Raw genomic sequence first — 16,971 nt, forward strand, 5'->3', positions numbered from 1 at the left:
CGTCTCCTCATGTTAGGGCCGCGTCATTCGCGTGCGCCGAGCGCACGGCGCGGAAGAAATCGCGTATCAGGTCCGGGTTCTTCTCGCCCGGCGCGCATTCTACGCCCGACGAGATGTCGATTCCGCGTGGCGACACGACGCCCAGCGCCGCACCGATATTGCCCGCGTTCAGGCCACCGGAAAGCATGTAATCCACATCAGCGTCAAGCTCGGCGAGCACCCGCCAGTCGAACGCTATGCCGTTGCCGCCCGGCAGTTCCGCACCGCGCGGCGGCTTGGCGTCGAACAGGAAGCGGTCGGCGACGCCGCGATAGGGGGCGATTTCGGCGAGGTCGGCCGCCTCGCGGATGGCGAAAGCCTTCATGACCGGCAGGCCGTAGCGTGCCTTGACCGCTTCCACCCGTCCGGGGCTTTCGCCCCCGTGAAGCTGCAGCATGTCCGGGGCCATCGCCTCGACGATGGCGTCGAGCGCCGCATCGTCCGCATCGACGCTGACGGCGACCGCCTGGGCGCGCCCGCGGGCCGCCTGGCGCAGCACGCCGGCGGTCTGCGCGGACACGTGCCGCGGGCTCTTCTCAAAGAAGATGAAGCCCACATGGCTTGCGCCGCCGTCCAGCGCGGCGGCAACCGCTTCCGGCGTCTTCAGGCCGCAGATCTTGATGTCGAGCGTCATCAGGGGGAAGTGACACGAAACGGCTGCGGAGTCGAGGGAGATGGCGGTCAGGACGCCTGGCGCCTGCCTCCGGCAGCTATTCGAAGCCGATCGCCTGCAGCGCCGCGCCGTTGCGCTTCAGCCAGTCCTTGCAGCGCTCGGTTTCGGGGCACAGCTCTCGGCATGTCTTCCAGAAGCGCGCGCCGTGGTTCATCTCCTTGAGATGCGCCACCTCATGGGCGACGAGATAGTCGATCACCAGGGGCGGCGCCATCATGATGCGCCAGGAGAAGGAGAGCACGCCGTCGGAGGTGCAGGAACCCCAGCGGCTCTTGGTGTCGCGGAAGCGGATCGCGCGGGCGCGCTTGCCGAGCGTCACCGTGTGCTTGGCAACCAGCGCCTCGATGTCGCGCTTCGCCTCGCGCTTGAGGAAATCGGAAACACGGCGCGGCAGATGGCGGATGTCGCCGCGTACGACCAGCACCGGTTCGCCGTCGCGGACGGTGGTGTCGGCGGCGCCCTGGCCGCCCGGCTCGTGGACGATCCGGTGCGGCAGTCCGCGCACGGGAATCTTGATCCCCGGCCGCACCAGCGGCCGCTCGGGCAGCTTCTTCAGACGTTCCTCGAGCCAGCCCGTGTGCCGGGCGAGAAACTCGTCGACCTCGCGCGAACGAGACAGGCCGCGCGGCACGGTCACGCGCAGCCCCCTGCCGCCCGGCTCGATGCGCAGGGTCAGACGCTTGGCGCGGGCGTTCTCGACGATGCGCAAAGGCAGTTCACGTCCGGCGACGTGATGAATCCGCTCCGTCGGGGGAGCCGTGACCTTGAGCCCAATCATCTGCAGAATACCGAGCGCCATGGAGGGGAGAGTAGTCGATTCGCCGTCAGGCGTGCCGAAAAAGAGAAACGGCACCTCGCTGGAGATGCCGTTTCCATCGTTTACCTGCCGTACAGGAGATTACGCCTCGTCCGTCACGTCCGGCACGGACTTGCCGCGCCCGGTCTTGCGACCCTTGTTGCGCTCGTTCATGAAGCGGTCGAACTCTTCCTGATCCTTGGCGCGGCGAAGCTCGCGCGCATAATCGTCGAATTCGTCGCGCATCTCGTCGAGCTTGCGGCGCTCTTCTGCGAGCCGTTCCAGCTCCTTCTCGCGCCAGTCGTCGAAGGCCACGTTGCCGGTATACGCGTGCCGGCGCGAGGCGCGGCGGCAGCTGGCGAACATGTCGTCCGTCTTGCGGTTGACGTCGCGCTTGAACTCGCCAAGCCGGTCACCCCAGAGGATGTAGGCGAGCATGGCCAGGCCGAGGGGCCAGAAAACCATGAAACCCACCACCATCAGGGCAATTGTCGCAGGCGTCCAAGCGGGACGGATAAGTGCAGTGTTGGTCATCGTCACCCGTTCCTTTGTTTGAGCGTGCAACCCCCGGGCAGTTGCATGAATTCGAGATGGGAAGACCTTTTCGCCGTTTCAAGGACAGCGTAAACAGGATTCGGATAAACGGCTGTTTTCGATGATGTTTTTTCGCGCGAGCCGGCGCTTCGGGTGAAAATGGCTAAACGCCGCGTGCGATCAAACCTTCCAGCGACCGTAGGATCAGCGCGATGTCCTGCGGGCGCGACAGGCGGTGGTCGCCGTCGCCGATCAGCGACAGCGTGACGTCGTCGGCGGGCAGATGTTCCGTCAGGCGCATGGCATGGGTGTAGGGCACGTCGGGGTCGGCCTTGCCTTGCAATATGTGCACCGGGCAATGGGTGTCGATGATGCCGTCGAGCACCAGATTGGCGCGGCCATCCTCGAAAAGCGCCCTGGTATAGATGTAGGGTTCGTCGGAATAGTCGGACGGCTCCTCCATGTAGCCCTTCGTTTCGAGGTCGCGCCGGTTTGCCTCGCTCAGCTTCGGCTCGACGAGAGCAGCGGTGAAATCCGGCGCCGGCGCCAATAGCAGCAGACCGGCCAGGCGCGCGCCTTCGCCGGACCTGTTCAGTTCCTGCGCCATGCGCAGCGCGATCCACGCGCCCATCGAAGAGCCGACGAGAACCTGCGGCCCATCGCTGAAGGCGCGCAGGACGGCCAGGCTCTCGGCGAGCCAGCGCGAGATCGTGCCCTCGGCGAAGGCGCCGCCGGACTCGCCGTGGCCCGAATAGTCGTGCCGCAGGAAGGCATGCCCCGTCTCGGCGGCCCACGCGTCGAGCGCCTCGGCCTTGGTGCCGAGCATGTCCGACCGGTAGCCGCCCAGCCAGACCACGCCCGGCGCGGCCCCCTGCCGCCGGCGATAGGCGATGGCCGCGCCGCCGACATCGATGAAGCTGGGTTTGCCGTCCGACATGCGTTCTCTCCTGTCTCTCTCGCGCCACAACGGCCCGTTTACCGCAAAAGCCGAACATGCGGCGTGATTCTTTCGCCCTTATATGCTATTGACACCTCGCCTGCAGAGACGACATACGCCTCCGCCGGTCGGCTTTTGCCATTTTTACCGCTGGTTCAACAATTGAGGAGACCACGACCATTCGCAGACCATTCAAAGCGCCGCCGCAAGTCAAGGAAGGCCCGCGCGCCAATCGCGACATCCGGGCAGCCCGGGTGCAACTGATCGACGGAGACGGAAACAATCGCGGCGCAGTCCCGTTCGAGGAAGCGCTCGCCGCGGCAGAGGAAGCGGGCCTCGATCTCGTCGAAATCGCCTCCAATGCGGAAATGCCCGTCTGCAAGATCACCGATCTCGGCAAGATGAAGTATCAGAGCCAGAAGAAGGCTGCTGAAGCACGCAAGAAGCAGAAGACCATCGAGATCAAGGAGATCAAGATGCGTCCGAACATCGACACCCACGACTACGAGGTGAAGATGCGCGCCGTGCGGCGATTCTTCGAGGAAGGCGACAAGGTCAAGCTGACCCTGCGCTTCCGCGGCCGCGAGATGGCGCACATGGAACTGGGCATGCAACTGCTCAACCGCGTGCGCGAGGAAGTCGAGCCGATCGCCAAGGTCGAAGCCGAGCCGAAGCTCGAAGGCCGTCAGATGATGATGGTTCTGGCGCCGCGCGGCTGAGCCCCGGCCCCATCGCGTGAATTCGAAACGGACTGCCTCGCCGGCGGTCCGTTTGTCTTTGCGGATCGGCGTTCGCATGAATGCCGGAAAGTGACGGTTGCGCAAACCGGGAAGTGCGATTATAAGGCCGCGTTCCCGAACCGTCCGGCAGGGCATGCCGTGGCGGTTCTTAATGCTGAATGAGCTCATGCCGCACAGCACGCGACGCCGGCACGACCCTTGCGGGTCCGGCGCAGCGATGTTTGCCAGGCAAACCGGCGTGAGCCACAAGAACGGAGAAGCAAAATGCCCAAGATGAAGACAAAGTCTTCGGTCAAGAAGCGGTTCAAGGTAACCGCGACTGGCAAGGTCAAGGTCGCCGCCGCCGGCAAGCGCCACGGCATGATCAAGCGTTCCAACAAGTTCATCCGCGACGCGCGGGGCACGATGGTTCTGTCCGATTCGGACACGAAGATCATCAAGAAGTTCATGCCCTACGGTTTCTGATCGCTGAGACCCCGGAACAGTTTTAAGGAGATCATGTCATGGCACGCGTAAAGAGAGGCGTTACCGCCCACGCCAAGCACAAGAAGGTCATGAAAGCCGCCAAGGGCTTCTACGGCCGTCGCAAGAACACCATCCGCATCGCCAAGCAGGCGGTCGAGAAGTCGCTGCAGTACGCCTATCGCGACCGCAAGAACCGCAAGCGCAATTTCCGCGCCCTGTGGATCCAGCGCATCAACGCCGCGGCGCGCGAGCACGGCCTGACCTATGGCCGTCTTATCGACGGCCTGAACAAGGCGGGCATCGAGATCGATCGCAAGGTCCTTTCGGACATGGCGATCCACGAGCCGCAGGCTTTCGCCGCCCTGGTGGGCAAGGCGAAGGAAGCGCTCGTCTATCTGAAGGACACGACCCCGAATGCTTTTGAAAGCGCAGTGGCTTAAGTCCAGCGCTTCCCGAAGCATCAAGTTTTAGTTCGGGAAACCCGCGCTGGCAGGGCTGGCGCGGGTTTTTCTTTGCGATGACGACAATGAACGACGAGACGAAGAGCGAAGGGGGGCTCCTGTCGCCGAAAGCGACCGAGGCGTTGTTGCGCCTGCTGGTCGGCGGCGCGCGCGAGCGCGTCTCCTCGGCCCTGATCGACGGACGGACCGTCTGGATCAAGCGCCACGATGTCGGCCGCCAACGGCTTGCCCGCTGGCTTCACGAGGCGGTCAGCCCCCTCGTGCCGGCCATGTTCCTGCGCGCCTCGCCGAGGGTCGACGCCGCCGGCGCGGTCGACCGCGAAGTGCGCAAGACCGAGGCCTTCCATGCCGCGGGCTTCCCGACCGCGAAACTGCTGTTCCGCAACGACAGGGTTCTGGTCCTGTCGAATGTCGCGCCCATCGTGCAGGGCGAGCTCGACCGCCTGGCGCGGGAGGGCGCGGACGCGGTGCACGACGGGCTCCTGGTGGACGCCGCGACGGCCCTGCGCAGCGCGCACCGGCTCGGTCTTTGTCACGGGCGCCCGCATCTGCGCGACATGTTCATCACGGGCGACGGCGCCTGGGGCTTCGTGGATTTCGAGGAGGAGCCGGAAGCCGCCATGCCGCTCGACGTCGCCCAGGCGCGCGATGTCTGGCTCCTGTTTCTCCAGGTATGCATGCAGGCCAGGCGGCCCGGCACGCCGCAGGCGGCCTTCGACGCCTATTTTACCGACCCGTCCCCGCGGGTTGCGGACGAGCTCCGGCGGATCATCCGATTCTCCGCCCCGCTCATCCCGCTTCTCGGCGCAATCGAGCACAGGGGGCTTGGCAGCGACGGCCGCCGCGTGCTGAAAGCGACACGGTTCCTCAAAGCCGCGCTCGAAGGGGCAGCCAGCACACCGGTGAGCGATTCACTGGCGGAATATGAAAGCCGAAAGGGGCTATGACAGAGATGAGCGAACTCGACGAACTGGAAAAGACCATCTCCGCCGACATTGCCGCGGCTGCCGACGAGCAGCAGATCGAGGCCGTGCGCATCGCGGCCCTCGGCAAGAAGGGTTCCGTCTCGGAAAGGCTGAAGACGCTCGGCGCGATGAGCGCGGAGGAGCGCCAGGTGATGGGACCGGCCATCAACGGCCTGAAGACGCGCATCACCGAGGCGCTGACCACGCGGCGCGCCGAATTGCGCGACGCGGCGATCAACGAGCGGCTGGCGCGCGAGACCGTCGATGTCACCCTGCCCGTGCGCCGCGCGCCCGCCGAGCGCGGCCGCATCCATCCGATCAGCCAGGTGATCGACGAGATCACCGCCATCTTCGCCGACATGGGCTTCTCGATCGCCGAGGGCCCGGATATCGAGACCGACTATTACAACTTCACGGCGCTGAATTTCCCGGAGGGCCATCCGGCCCGCGAGATGCACGACACCTTCTTCTTTCCGCCGGACGAGAAGGGCGAGCGCAAGCTGCTGCGCACGCACACCTCGCCGGTGCAGATCCACACCATGGAGAAGCAGGAACCGCCGATCCGCATCGTCATTCCCGGCAAGACCTACCGGCAGGATTCCGACGCGACCCATTCGCCCATGTTCCACCAGCTCGAGGGGCTGGTGATCGACAGGACGGCGAACGTCGCCAACATGAAGTGGGTGCTGCAGGAGTTCTGCAAGACGTTCTTCGAGGTGCCGCATCTCAACATGCGTTTCCGCCCGTCCTTCTTCCCCTTCACCGAGCCGAGCCTGGAGGTGGACATCCAGTGCGACCGCTCGCAGCCGGGCGAGGTGCGCTTCGGCGAGGGCAACGACTGGATGGAGATCCTCGGCTGCGGCATGGTGCATCCCAACGTGCTGCGCGCCTGCAAGCTCGATCCGGACGAGTATCAGGGCTTCGCCTGGGGCATGGGCATCGACCGCATCGCCACGCTGAAATACGGCATGCCGGACCTGCGCGACTATTTCGACGCGGATGTGCGCTGGATCGAGCATTACGGCTTCCGCCCGCTCGACCTGCCGACGCTGTTCGGCGGGCTGAGCGCATAAGGAGACAGAACAATGAAATTCACCCTCTCCTGGCTCAAGGAGCACCTTGAGACCGACGCCACGCTCGACGAGATCGTCGAAAAGCTCACCATGATCGGCCTCGAGGTCGAGGAAGTGGATGACAAGGCCTCGCTGAAGCCGTTCGTCATCGCCAGGGTTCTGACCGCCGAGCAGCATCCCGACGCCGACCGGCTGCGGGTGCTTTCGGTCGATACGGGCGACGGCAAGCCGGTGCAGGTGGTCTGCGGTGCGCCGAACGCGCGCGCCGGCCTGGTCGGCGCCTTCGCCGCGCCCGGCACCTATGTTCCCGGCATCGACGTGACGCTTTCGGTGGGCAAGATCCGCGGCGTGGAAAGCCACGGCATGATGTGCTCGGAGCGCGAGCTGCAGATGTCGGACGAGCATGACGGCATCATCGACTTGGCCGAAGATGCGCCCATCGGCACCTCCTTCGCTAGCTGGGCGAAGCTCGACGATCCGGTGATCGAGATCGGCCTGACGCCGAACCGGCCGGATGCGACCGGCGTCTACGGCATCGCCCGGGATCTCGCCGCCGCCGGTCTCGGCACGCTGAAGGACGGGACGATCGCGCCCGTTACCGGCAGCGGACCCTGCCCGGTGGACGTGACCATCGAGGCGCCCGAACTCTGCCCGGGCTTCGGCCTGCGGCTCGTTTCCGGCGTGAAGAACGGCCCGTCGCCGAAATGGCTGCAGCAGCGGCTGACGGCGATCGGCCTCCGGCCGATCAACGCGCTGGTCGACATCACCAACTACGTGACCTTCGACCGGGGGCGGCCGTTGCATGTGTTCGACGCGGCCAAGGTGAACGGCAATCTCACCATCCGCCGCGCGAGGGACGGCGAGACGGTGCTGGCGCTCGACGAGCGCGAATATGCGCTGACGCCCGAGATGTGCGTGATCGCCGACGAAAAGGGCGTCGAGTCCATCGCCGGCGTGATGGGCGGCGAGCATTCGGGCTGCGACGAGAACACCACGGACGTGCTGATCGAATCGGCGCTGTGGGACGCCATGAACGTCGCCCGCACCGGACGCGCGCTCGGCATCATCACCGACGCGCGCTACCGTTTCGAGCGCGGCGCCGACCCGGAGATGATGGTCCCCGGGCTGGAGCTCGCCACAAGGCTGGTGATGGAGCTTTGCGGCGGCACGCCGAGCGAGAATCGCGTCGTCGGCTATCAGGGTTATGCGCCGCGCAGCATCTCCTTCCCGGTTTCCGAGGTGAAGCGGCTGACGGGACTGGAGGTCTCCGCCGAGGAAAGCGCCGCGATCCTCGGCAGGCTCGGCTTCGCCGCGACCGGCGGCGGCGCCGTCCTCGACGTTTCCGTTCCTTCCTGGCGTCCGGACATCGACGGCAAGGCGGACCTGGTCGAGGAGGTGATGCGCATCCACGGCGTCAACGAGATCGCGCCCGAGCCGCTTGCCTCGCACGGGGCGGTCAACGGGCAGATCCTGACCGTCCTGCAGAACCGGACGCGCGTGGCGCGCCGCGCGCTGGCCGTGCGCGGCATGCTTGAGGCCGTCACCTGGACCTTCATCGACGAGAAGCAGGCAAAATTGTTCGGCGGCGGCGATCCGAAGCTGAAGCTCTCCAACCCGATCGCCGCCTCCATGTCCGACATGCGCCCGTCGCTGCTGCCGGGGCTGGTCAGCGCCGCGCAGCGAAACGCGGCGCGCGGCATCGCCGACGTGGCGCTGTTCGAGGTGTCGAGCACCTACGAGAACGACAGCTATGAGGGCCAGCGGCGCGTTGCCGGCGGCATTCGCCGCGGCACGGCCAGGCTGGACGGCGCGGGGCGCCACTGGTCGGGCAACAGCAAGCCCGTCGACGTGTTCGACGCCAAGGCCGACGCCATCGCCGTGCTGGAAGCCGCGGGCGCGCCGGTGGACAAGCTGCAGGTCGTGGCCGGCGGACCGGAATGGTATCATCCGGGCCGGTCCGGAACGATCCGCCTGGGGCCGAAGATCGTCCTCGCCAGCTTCGGCGAACTGCATCCGCGCACGCTGGAGGCGCTCGACGCTGACGGGCCGGTCTGCGGCTTCGAGGTCTATATCGACGCCATTCCCGAGCCGAAGGCCAAGCCGACGCGCACCAAGCCGCGCCTCGACCTGTCGCCGTTCCAGCTGGTGCGGCGCGACTTCGCCTTCGTGGTCGACCGGACGGTGGAGGCGGCGAGCATCGAGCGTGCCGCCGCGGCGGCCGACAAGAAGCTGATCGCCGGCGTGCGGGTGTTCGACATTTTCGAGGGCGCCGCGCTCGGCGAGGGCAGGAAGTCCGTCGCCATCGAGGTGGCGATCCAGCCGCGCGAGAAGACGCTCACCGACGAGGATTTCGAAGTGCTCGCCAGCCGCGTCGTCGAGAATGTCGGCAAGCAGACGGGCGGTGTGCTGAGGGGGTAAGCATTCTGCGGTCAGGCGATATGGACGCAGGAAGGGCGGCCTGGTGGGCCGCCCCTTCTGTCTTTGATCCGTCTTTGCCTTTTCTTCCGGTCTTTGCGTCAGTAGGGTCAACGCGATGATCAGAATGGGAGAAATCATGTTCCGCTGGGGCATTCTTTCGACGGCGAAGATCGGCCGGGAGCAGGTGATTCCGCAGATCCAGGACGCCGAGAACGGCGTGGTGACGGCGATCGCCAGCCGCGACGCGGCGAAGGCCGAGGCACTGGCGGCGCGGTTCGGCATTCCGCGCGTCTTCCCTTCCTATGAAGCGCTTCTGGCATCGCCGGACGTGGATGGCGTGTACATTCCCCTGCCGACGTCCGACCACGTCGAATGGGCCGTCAGGGCGGCGGATGCGGGCAAGCATGTGCTGGTGGAGAAGCCGCTGGCGCTCGACGCCAGGGACATCGCCCGTGTGATCGAGGCGCGCGACCGCAACAATGTCGTCGTCTCCGAAGCCTTCATGGTGATCTACCATCCGCAATGGCTGAAGGTGCGGGATCTGATCGCCGAAGGCGCGATCGGCCGGCTGCGGCATGTGCAGGGCGCCTTCACCTATCACAATGTCGACCCGCAGAACACGCGCAACAGGCTGGAGACAGGCGGCGGCGGTCTGCCCGACATCGGCGTCTATCCAACGGTGACGACGCGCTTCGCCACGGGCCTTGAGCCCCTGCGGGTGCAGGCGACCGTCGAGCGCGACCCGGTGTTCGGCACGGACATCTATGCCAGCACCAAGGCGGATTTCGGGACCTTCGAGCTTTCCTTCTACGTCGCGACGCAGATGGCGCTCAGGCAGCACATGCTGTTTCACGGCACGCAGGGCTTCATCGAGGTCGCCGTGCCGTTCAACCCGCCCAATTACGGCGATGCGAGCGTCGCGGTGCACAATGCCACGCATTCCAGCGCGACGATCCACCGGTTTGCCGCTGCCAGACAATACCGCCTGCAGGCGGAGGCGATCGCGCGCGCTGCGTACGGCGAGGATGCGGCGATCTTCACGCTGGAGGATTCGGTGAAGAACCAGAAGCTGATCGACGCAATCTACCGGGCTTCCGCCCATGACGGCTGGGAGGACGTCTGAACTGAGGCCCGGACCCCGGATCGTCCCGTCTACGCCTGAAGGAACGCACACGATCTAGAAGGCGCAGTCCGTTCTTCGGTTGACGGCTCCTTCGACAAAGAAGACGTGCTGGCCGATGCGCCCGAGCCGGTCCATGCTGCGCGCCCAGGCGGGACGGACCCGGTCCGCGTGATAGTGGGTTGCGACGGCCTCCGGCATTCCGCTGCATCTCGACGGCACGGCGCTGGCGCTTGCGATGCGCAGCGCGCGGCTCCACGCCTCTCCTTCCAGCGGCAGCAGCGAGGCGCCGGCGCAGGCGAACGAGAACTGGCAGCGGTTCTTCCAGCGGGCGTTCTGAAACACCACGCCGCAGATCGTGGGCGGATAGCGCGGCGAAAGGACCCGGTTGCGGACCACCATCGTCACGGCAAGCTGGCCTGCCTCCGGTTCGCCGCGCGCCTCGTGATAGACCGCCAGCGCGAGACAGAGCTTCTCATGATGCCGGGCGACCGGGACGGCTTTCTGCTCCGGTCGGGGAGCGAGTCCCCGCATGGACACCTCCATCGGGATCTGCGGCGAGCCGGACAGCGACGCGACGAAAAGCCCCCCGAGCAGAAACACCTGGAACATCTGCAGACTCCCGAACCTTCGTCCGGCGTGCGCCAGCGGCGCCGCAGATGCCCCCGTGCGGGCTGTTTGCCATCGTGAGACCCGCGGTTCAAATCGGCTTTGAATCGCATGATCGGCAATTTTGTATCGATCGATTGGGCCAGTTCGGGCCAAATCCCGCCTTGCGTATGAAAAATGTCATTCTTATATACGCGTCGAAGCCGTTCGGCGCGTTCCTCTCCAGGGCGCTGCCACGGCACATTCGTGTGAACAGGGGCTGTCATCTGGAACGCCGGTATGGGTCCTGACGGTCTGCTTTGCGGAGAGAAGACATGGCTAAAGTAATCGGTATCGACCTCGGAACGACCAATTCCTGCGTCGCCGTCATGGACGGCAAGGATGCGAAGGTCATCGAGAACGCGGAGGGCGCGCGCACCACGCCGTCCATCGTAGCATTCACGGATTCGGACGAGCGGCTGGTCGGCCAGCCGGCCAAGCGCCAGGCGGTGACCAATCCCGAAAACACCCTTTTCGCCATCAAGCGCCTGATCGGCCGGCGCTATGACGACCCGGTGACGGAGAAGGACAAGAAGCTCGTCCCCTACAAGATCGTCAAGGGCGACAATGGCGACGCCTGGGTCGAGGCGGCCGGCAAGAAGCAGTCGCCGAGCCAGATCTCGGCGATGATCCTGCAGAAGATGAAGGAAACGGCGGAAGCCTATCTCGGCGAGAAGGTCGAGAAGGCCGTCATCACCGTTCCCGCCTATTTCAACGACGCCCAGCGCCAGGCCACCAAGGACGCCGGCAAGATCGCCGGCCTGGAAGTGCTGCGCATCATCAACGAGCCGACCGCTGCCGCGCTCGCCTACGGCCTCGACAAGAAGGACGGCAAGACCATCGCCGTCTACGACCTTGGCGGCGGCACGTTCGACATCTCGATCCTCGAGATCGGTGACGGCGTGTTCGAGGTGAAGTCGACCAATGGCGACACCTTCCTCGGCGGCGAGGATTTCGACATGCGCCTCGTCGAGTATCTGGCGGCCGAGTTCAAGAAGGAGCAGGGCATCGACCTGCAGCAGGACAAGCTTGCCCTGCAGCGCCTGAAGGAAGCTGCCGAGAAGGCCAAGATCGAGCTGTCCTCCTCCTCGCAGACCGAGATCAACCTGCCCTTCATCACGGCGGACCAGTCCGGCCCGAAGCATCTGACGATGAAGCTGACCCGCGCCAAGTTCGAGCAGCTGGTCGACGACCTCGTGGCGCGCACGGTCGAGCCGCTGAAGGCCGCCCTGAAGGATGCCGGCATGAAGGCCGGCGAGATCGACGAGGTGGTTCTGGTCGGCGGCATGACCCGCATGCCCAAGGTCCAGGAGACGGTGAAGAACTTCTTCGGCAAGGAGCCGCACAAGGGCGTCAACCCGGATGAGGTTGTCGCCATGGGTGCGGCGATCCAGGCCGGCGTCCTGCAGGGCGACGTCAAGGACGTGCTGCTGCTCGACGTGACGCCGCTGTCGCTCGGCATCGAGACGCTGGGCGGCGTGTTCACCCGCCTGATCGACCGCAACACGACGATCCCGACCAAGAAGAGCCAGGTGTTCTCGACGGCCGAGGACAACCAGAACGCCGTGACCATCAACGTCTTCCAGGGCGAGCGCGAGATGGCCGCCGACAACAAGAGCCTCGGCCGCTTCGACCTGACGGGCCTGCCGCCCGCACCGCGCGGCGTGCCGCAGATCGAGGTGACGTTCGACATCGACGCCAACGGCATCGTCAACGTCTCCGCCAAGGACAAGGGCACCGGCAAGGAGCAGCAGATCCGCATCCAGGCCTCCGGCGGCCTGTCGGACGCCGACATCGAGCAGATGGTGAAGGACGCCGAGGCTAATGCCGAGGCCGACAAGAAGCGCCGCGATGCGGTGGAGGCCAAGAACCAGGCCGAAGCGCTGCTCCATTCGACGGAGAAGTCGCTCGGCGAATATGGCGACAAGGTTTCCGAGGAAGACCGCAAGGCGATCGAGGACGCCATGGCCGCGCTGAAGACCGCGGTCGAGGGCGACGACGCCGAGGACATCAAGGCTAAGACCAACACCCTCGCCGAAGCCTCCATGAAGCTTGGCCAGGCGATGTACGAGGCCAGCCAGAAGGAAGCCGCCGAGAGCGATGCGGCGGCGGACGCCAAGGCTTCCGGCGATGACGTGGTCGACGCCGATTTCGAGGAGATCGACGAGGACGACAAGAAGTCGGCCTGATCGCCTGCAAAGCACCGACAAAAGCCCGGGTCCTCGATCCGGGCTTTTTTATGCCTTCTTAAGCCTCGCCCCCTATCGTTAGCCGTCGAAGAGAATTGACGGAAGACCGGGGGGCCTGTGATCCGTTATCGCCTTTTTGAAATCTGGCGTCTCGTGGCGGCGCTGCTGATCATGCTCTATCATTTCGGGCATTTCGCGCCGGGTGAGAGCCAGTGGGTGAAGGACGACCTGTCGCTTCTGCGCCCGCTCCTCGACATGTTCTTCATCATCTCCGGCTTCCTGATCTTCAGCCGTTACGGCACGGAAGTGCGCAACGCGCGCAGCTATGTCGTCTATCTCGGCAAGAGGCTCGCGCGGCTCTATCCGCTGCATCTGGCGACGCTGTCCTACTTTGTCCTCGTGGGGCTGGCGATCCATTTCGGTTTTCTGCGCACCGGCGGCGAGGCCGGTCTCTACCAATGGGATACGCTCGTCGCCAACCTGCTGCTGATCCAGGCCTGGGGCGTGCAGGACACGCTCACCTTCAACTTCGTTTCCTGGTCGCTGTCGGCGGAATGGTTCGCCTATATCTTCCTGCCGCTCATCATCCTGGCCTACCGGTTCGGCGGGCGTATCGGGCTGTTCCTCCTGCTGGCGCTCTCCTACGTGGTGCTGGAGGCCATGGTCCACACGGGCATCATGCCGTTCGAGAGCTGGGTTCTGGCCGACACCTGGGGCGCCTACCGCACCTTCGCCGATTTCGTGCTCGGCGCGTTCCTGGCGGTTCTGGTCGCGGGCTCGCCCCTGACCCTTGCATCGCGCGGGCCGGCGTGGATCGCCATCATCGCCGCCTGCGTGTCGATGGCGCTGCAGCTCAACATCTATCTCACCCTGGCCCTTCTCGGCATCGCCGTGTTCCTGGCGGGAGTGGCCGAGCGCAACGATCCGGAGCGCTACACCTATCCCGCCTTCCTGCGCCCGGCGGCGGCCGTGTCGTTCGGCATCTATCTCTGGCACCCGGTCACCGAGAGCCTGTTCTTTTCCTTCGTCTGGAGCCATTTCATCGGTTCGCCGTCGAGCCTCGTGTTCTTCGCCTATACGGCGGCGATCATGCTTCTGACGGTCGGCGTCGCCGTCGCGTCCTATCAGATCTTCGAGGCGCGCCTCGCCGGCGCGTTCCTGCGCCTCACGGGGCTGCGGCGGCCCGAGCGCGGCTCGGGCGCGGCAACGGCCTGAATCCATCCCTTTCTCCGTTGCCGGCCGGCAGACGAAAGTCGGCGGCGGCAGGGGCGTGATGGCTGGCAATCCGCCGCAAACTATGGCATTCGCTCTATCGAATACCTAAATAGCGGACACTGACCGGGGAAGCGGCGTTCGCTCTGGAAGAAACATGCGGGACTCTCATTGATGAAGGCAGATTTTTACGAGACGCTCAGCGTGTCGAGAAACGCCGACGAGAAAGAACTGAAAAGCGCCTTTCGCAAGCTGGCGATGCGCTACCATCCGGACCGCAATCCGGGTGACGATCAGGCGGAACACAAGTTCAAGGAAATCAACGAGGCCTACGAGACGCTGCGCGATCCGCAGAAGCGCGCGGCCTACGACCAGTTCGGCCACGCAGCCTTCGAGAACGGCGGCATGGGCGGCCGCGGCGGCTTCAGCGGCGGTGGCGGTTTCGCCGATATCTTCGAGGACATCTTCGGCGACATGATGGGCGGCGGCCGGCAGCGCCGCGGCGGGCGGCAGCACGGCGCCGATCTGCGCTTCAACATGGAGATCACGCTCGAGGAGGCCTTTTCCGGCAAGACCGGGCAGATCCGCGTGCCGACGGCCGTCGCCTGCGACGACTGTTCCGGCTCCGGCGCGAAGCCGGGCACCTCGCCCGCCACCTGCCCGATGTGCCAGGGCGCCGGCCGCGTCCGCGCCGCGCAGGGCTTCTTCTCCATCGAGCGCACCTGCCCGCAATGCCAGGGACGCGGCGAGACCATCACCGACCCCTGCGCGAAATGCGCCGGCCAGGGCCGCGTCGCCGAGGAGCGCTCGCTCTCGGTCAACATCCCGGCCGGCATCGAGGACGGGACGCGCATCAGGCTCGCCGGCGAGGGCGAGGCGGGCCTGCGCGGCGGCCCGCCCGGCGATCTCTACATCTTCCTGTCCGTGAAACCGCACGAGTTCTTCCAGCGCGACGGCGCCGATCTCTATTGCAAGGTGCCGATCTCCATGACGACGGCCGCACTTGGCGGTTCCTTCGAGGTGGCGACGCTCGACGGGACGCAGACGCGGGTGAAGGTGCCGGAGGGCACGCAGAACGACCGCCAGTTCCGCCTGAAGGGCAAGGGCATGCCGGTGCTGCGCCAGCCGCAGATCGGTGACCTCTATATCCAGGTCGCGGTGGAAACGCCGCAGAACCTGACGCGCAAGCAACGCGAACTGCTCGAGGAGTTCGAGCGCATCTCGTCGAAGGAGAACAGCCCGCAGTCGGCCGGCTTCTTCTCGCGCATGAAAGATTTCTTCGAGTCCTTCGGCGAATAGGCGAACCATGTTAATGGAAGGCGCCCGGGGCTGTTTGTCTGATACATTGCAAGCGGCGGCGAAACCTGCCGCGGAAAAAACCGTCGCCGAAACAGAATGATTGGGATCGGGAAGGAGCCCGCCGGGAGATGAACAAGGGTTTGGACGTGCGCAAGGCAATCACGGACCGTTTCGGGGACGAGCTGCGCTTCTTTCGAGGATGGATCGACCAGCCCAAGGCCGTCGGCTCGATCATCCCGACGAGCAGCGTCACCGCGCGCCGCATGGCCTCGGTGATCGACACCGGCTCGGGCCTGCCCGTGCTCGAGGTCGGACCCGGCACCGGCGTCATCACCCGGGCGATCCTGGCGCATGGCGTGAAGCCCGAAAACCTCTATGCGGTCGAGTACTCCCCCGACTTCGTGAAGCACCTGCGGGAATGCTATCCCGGCGTCAACGTGATCGAGGGCGACGCCTTCAATCTCGACGAGACGCTGGGCGCCGGCGCTCCGCAGCTCTTCGACAGCGTGGTTTCCGGCGTTCCCCTGCTCAACTTCCCGGTGGCGGCGCGCGTCAGCTATCTCGAAAGCCTGCTCCGGCGCATTCCTGGCGGCCGGCCGGTCGTGCAGCTCACCTACGGCCCGAAGTCGCCGATACCGCCGGGCCAGGGCGATTACACGGTCGAGCATTTCGACTTTATCATCCGCAACATCCCGCCGACCAGGCTGTGGGTCTATCGTCGCGCCAGCCACTGAGCGGGCGTTGATGGCCCAGCGGAAACGCGGCCGAGCAACATAGACACACCGTCGATTTCAGGTTCTCGTGGCCCGCCTGCGGGACAGCGCCGTCGCGCATCCGACGACCAGTCGCGGGCCAGCTACGGCCAAGCCACGGGGTGAATCCACGATGACGAAAGAGCACGCCTATACGAGCCGCATCGCCTGGACCGGCAATCGCGGCGAGGGAACCAGGACCTATCGTGGCTATGACCGGACCTGGGACATCACCACGCCGGGCAAGCCGGTGATCCACTGTTCCAACGATCCGCTTCTGGGCGGCGACCCGGCCCTGCCCAATCCGGAGGACCTGCTTCTTGCGACCCTCTCGGCCTGTCACATGCTCTGGTACCTGCATCTGGCCAGCCGGGCGGGCATCGTCGTGCATGCCTATACGGACAATCCCGAAGGCATCGGCGAATCGGCGCCGAGCGGCGCGGGGCGCTTCCTGCGCGCCACGCTCCGGCCCCGCATCGAGATGGCCGCGGGGGCCGACCTCACGCGGGCAGATGCGATCCACCACGAGATCCACCATTACTGCTTCATCGCCCGGTCGGTGAATTTTCCGGTCGGCTTCGAGGCAAGCTATCTGGAGCGCTGACGCCCGCCCATTGATCGGGGCCGGCATTGCCTATACCCCTCTTGCA

The 16,971-nt window shown here is 65.5% G+C and carries 16 protein-coding genes and 1 pseudogene; 12 read left to right on the forward strand and 5 right to left on the reverse strand.

Translation table 11 applies throughout. From position 1 onward, the window contains the following. Positions 1–7 precede the first annotated feature (7 nt). From NA2_RS09015 to NA2_RS09030, 4 genes are all read right to left on the reverse strand, one after another. Positions 8–673: a phosphoribosylanthranilate isomerase gene (locus NA2_RS09015; RefSeq protein ID WP_008596335.1), complete on the reverse strand. Its 666-nt coding sequence runs from the start codon at positions 671–673 to the stop codon at positions 8–10. 76 nt (positions 674–749) lie between these two features. Continuing rightward, the gene (locus tag NA2_RS09020; RefSeq protein WP_008596336.1) at positions 750–1,511 is read right to left on the reverse strand and encodes a M48 family metallopeptidase; all 762 of its coding nucleotides are present in this window, start codon (positions 1,509–1,511) and stop codon (positions 750–752) included. 99 nt (positions 1,512–1,610) lie between these two features. Continuing rightward, on the reverse strand, positions 1,611–2,042 hold the full coding sequence (locus NA2_RS09025; protein WP_040677302.1) for a DUF2852 domain-containing protein: 432 nt from the start codon (positions 2,040–2,042) through the stop codon (positions 1,611–1,613). Positions 2,043–2,205: 163 nt separating this feature from the next. Next, the gene (locus tag NA2_RS09030; RefSeq protein ID WP_008596339.1) at positions 2,206–2,979 is read right to left on the reverse strand and encodes an alpha/beta hydrolase; all 774 of its coding nucleotides are present in this window, start codon (positions 2,977–2,979) and stop codon (positions 2,206–2,208) included. A 179-nt stretch (positions 2,980–3,158) separates the two neighbouring features. Here NA2_RS09030 and infC point away from each other — a divergent pair, with 179 nt between their 5' ends. The 7 genes from infC to NA2_RS09065 all read left to right on the forward strand — a co-directional run bounded on the left by infC (position 3,159) and on the right by NA2_RS09065 (position 10,224). Continuing rightward, positions 3,159–3,698 (forward strand): translation initiation factor IF-3, encoded by a 540-nt coding sequence (gene infC / locus NA2_RS09035; RefSeq protein ID WP_040677305.1) that lies wholly within the window; start codon positions 3,159–3,161, stop codon positions 3,696–3,698. A 285-nt stretch (positions 3,699–3,983) separates the two neighbouring features. After that, a complete protein-coding gene (gene rpmI, locus NA2_RS09040; protein ID WP_008596341.1) occupies positions 3,984–4,184 on the forward strand; it encodes a 50S ribosomal protein L35 in 201 nt (66 codons plus the stop codon). A 38-nt stretch (positions 4,185–4,222) separates the two neighbouring features. Then, the gene (rplT, locus tag NA2_RS09045) at positions 4,223–4,624 is read left to right on the forward strand and encodes a 50S ribosomal protein L20 (protein ID WP_008596342.1); all 402 of its coding nucleotides are present in this window, start codon (positions 4,223–4,225) and stop codon (positions 4,622–4,624) included. A gap of 86 nt (positions 4,625–4,710) precedes the next feature. Continuing rightward, complete coding sequence (locus tag NA2_RS09050) at positions 4,711–5,592, forward strand: BUD32 family EKC/KEOPS complex subunit (RefSeq protein WP_008596343.1); 882 nt, start codon at positions 4,711–4,713, stop codon at positions 5,590–5,592. Positions 5,593–5,597: 5 nt separating this feature from the next. Next, positions 5,598–6,683 (forward strand): phenylalanine--tRNA ligase subunit alpha, encoded by a 1,086-nt coding sequence (gene pheS / locus NA2_RS09055; protein WP_008596344.1) that lies wholly within the window; start codon positions 5,598–5,600, stop codon positions 6,681–6,683. Positions 6,684–6,695: 12 nt separating this feature from the next. After that, the gene (pheT, locus tag NA2_RS09060) at positions 6,696–9,101 is read left to right on the forward strand and encodes a phenylalanine--tRNA ligase subunit beta (protein ID WP_008596345.1); all 2,406 of its coding nucleotides are present in this window, start codon (positions 6,696–6,698) and stop codon (positions 9,099–9,101) included. Between the two features lie 136 nt (positions 9,102–9,237). Continuing rightward, positions 9,238–10,224 carry a Gfo/Idh/MocA family protein gene (locus NA2_RS09065; RefSeq protein WP_008596346.1) on the forward strand — a complete coding sequence of 329 codons (987 nt, stop codon included), beginning with the start codon at positions 9,238–9,240 and terminating at the stop codon, positions 10,222–10,224. Positions 10,225–10,278: 54 nt separating this feature from the next. Here NA2_RS09065 and NA2_RS09070 read toward each other — a convergent pair. Continuing rightward, positions 10,279–10,689: pseudogene (locus tag NA2_RS09070) on the reverse strand (cell wall hydrolase); the annotation flags it as partial. 455 nt (positions 10,690–11,144) lie between these two features. On the opposite strand from NA2_RS09070, the gene dnaK reads away from it, so the two are divergent. From dnaK to NA2_RS09095, 5 genes are all read left to right on the forward strand, one after another. Further along, positions 11,145–13,058 carry a molecular chaperone DnaK gene (dnaK, locus tag NA2_RS09075; RefSeq protein ID WP_008596348.1) on the forward strand — a complete coding sequence of 638 codons (1,914 nt, stop codon included), beginning with the start codon at positions 11,145–11,147 and terminating at the stop codon, positions 13,056–13,058. Between the two features lie 117 nt (positions 13,059–13,175). Continuing rightward, a complete protein-coding gene (locus tag NA2_RS09080; protein ID WP_008596349.1) occupies positions 13,176–14,273 on the forward strand; it encodes an acyltransferase family protein in 1,098 nt (365 codons plus the stop codon). 171 nt (positions 14,274–14,444) lie between these two features. Beyond that, positions 14,445–15,569: a molecular chaperone DnaJ gene (gene dnaJ / locus NA2_RS09085; RefSeq protein WP_008596351.1), complete on the forward strand. Its 1,125-nt coding sequence runs from the start codon at positions 14,445–14,447 to the stop codon at positions 15,567–15,569. Positions 15,570–15,697: 128 nt separating this feature from the next. After that, complete coding sequence (gene pmtA, locus NA2_RS09090; RefSeq protein ID WP_008596353.1) at positions 15,698–16,303, forward strand: phospholipid N-methyltransferase PmtA; 606 nt, start codon at positions 15,698–15,700, stop codon at positions 16,301–16,303. A 151-nt stretch (positions 16,304–16,454) separates the two neighbouring features. Beyond that, a complete protein-coding gene (locus NA2_RS09095) occupies positions 16,455–16,925 on the forward strand; it encodes an OsmC family protein (RefSeq protein ID WP_008596355.1) in 471 nt (156 codons plus the stop codon). Positions 16,926–16,971: the final 46 nt, after the last annotated feature.

This window comes from Nitratireductor pacificus pht-3B, from assembly GCF_000300335.1.
Lineage (GTDB): Bacteria > Pseudomonadota > Alphaproteobacteria > Rhizobiales > Rhizobiaceae > Nitratireductor > Nitratireductor pacificus.

What these genes read in the sequence shown, in the direction of transcription:
- dnaK (WP_008596348.1), top strand. Translation starts at nt 11,145, where the DNA reads ATGGCTAAAGTAATCGGTATCGACCTCGGAACGACCAATTCCTGCGTC.
- pheS (WP_008596344.1), top strand. Translation starts at nt 5,598, where the DNA reads ATGAGCGAACTCGACGAACTGGAAAAGACCATCTCCGCCGACATTGCC.
- rplT (WP_008596342.1), top strand. Translation starts at nt 4,223, where the DNA reads ATGGCACGCGTAAAGAGAGGCGTTACCGCCCACGCCAAGCACAAGAAG.
- rpmI (WP_008596341.1), top strand. Translation starts at nt 3,984, where the DNA reads ATGCCCAAGATGAAGACAAAGTCTTCGGTCAAGAAGCGGTTCAAGGTA.
- dnaJ (WP_008596351.1), top strand. Translation starts at nt 14,445, where the DNA reads ATGAAGGCAGATTTTTACGAGACGCTCAGCGTGTCGAGAAACGCCGAC.
- pheT (WP_008596345.1), top strand. Translation starts at nt 6,696, where the DNA reads ATGAAATTCACCCTCTCCTGGCTCAAGGAGCACCTTGAGACCGACGCC.
- NA2_RS09050 (WP_008596343.1), top strand. Translation starts at nt 4,711, where the DNA reads ATGAACGACGAGACGAAGAGCGAAGGGGGGCTCCTGTCGCCGAAAGCG.
- pmtA (WP_008596353.1), top strand. Translation starts at nt 15,698, where the DNA reads ATGAACAAGGGTTTGGACGTGCGCAAGGCAATCACGGACCGTTTCGGG.
- NA2_RS09015 (WP_008596335.1), bottom strand. Translation starts at nt 673, where the DNA reads ATGACGCTCGACATCAAGATCTGCGGCCTGAAGACGCCGGAAGCGGTT.
- NA2_RS09020 (WP_008596336.1), bottom strand. Translation starts at nt 1,511, where the DNA reads ATGGCGCTCGGTATTCTGCAGATGATTGGGCTCAAGGTCACGGCTCCC.
- NA2_RS09065 (WP_008596346.1), top strand. Translation starts at nt 9,238, where the DNA reads ATGTTCCGCTGGGGCATTCTTTCGACGGCGAAGATCGGCCGGGAGCAG.
- NA2_RS09095 (WP_008596355.1), top strand. Translation starts at nt 16,455, where the DNA reads ATGACGAAAGAGCACGCCTATACGAGCCGCATCGCCTGGACCGGCAAT.
- NA2_RS09030 (WP_008596339.1), bottom strand. Translation starts at nt 2,979, where the DNA reads ATGTCGGACGGCAAACCCAGCTTCATCGATGTCGGCGGCGCGGCCATC.
- NA2_RS09025 (WP_040677302.1), bottom strand. Translation starts at nt 2,042, where the DNA reads ATGACCAACACTGCACTTATCCGTCCCGCTTGGACGCCTGCGACAATT.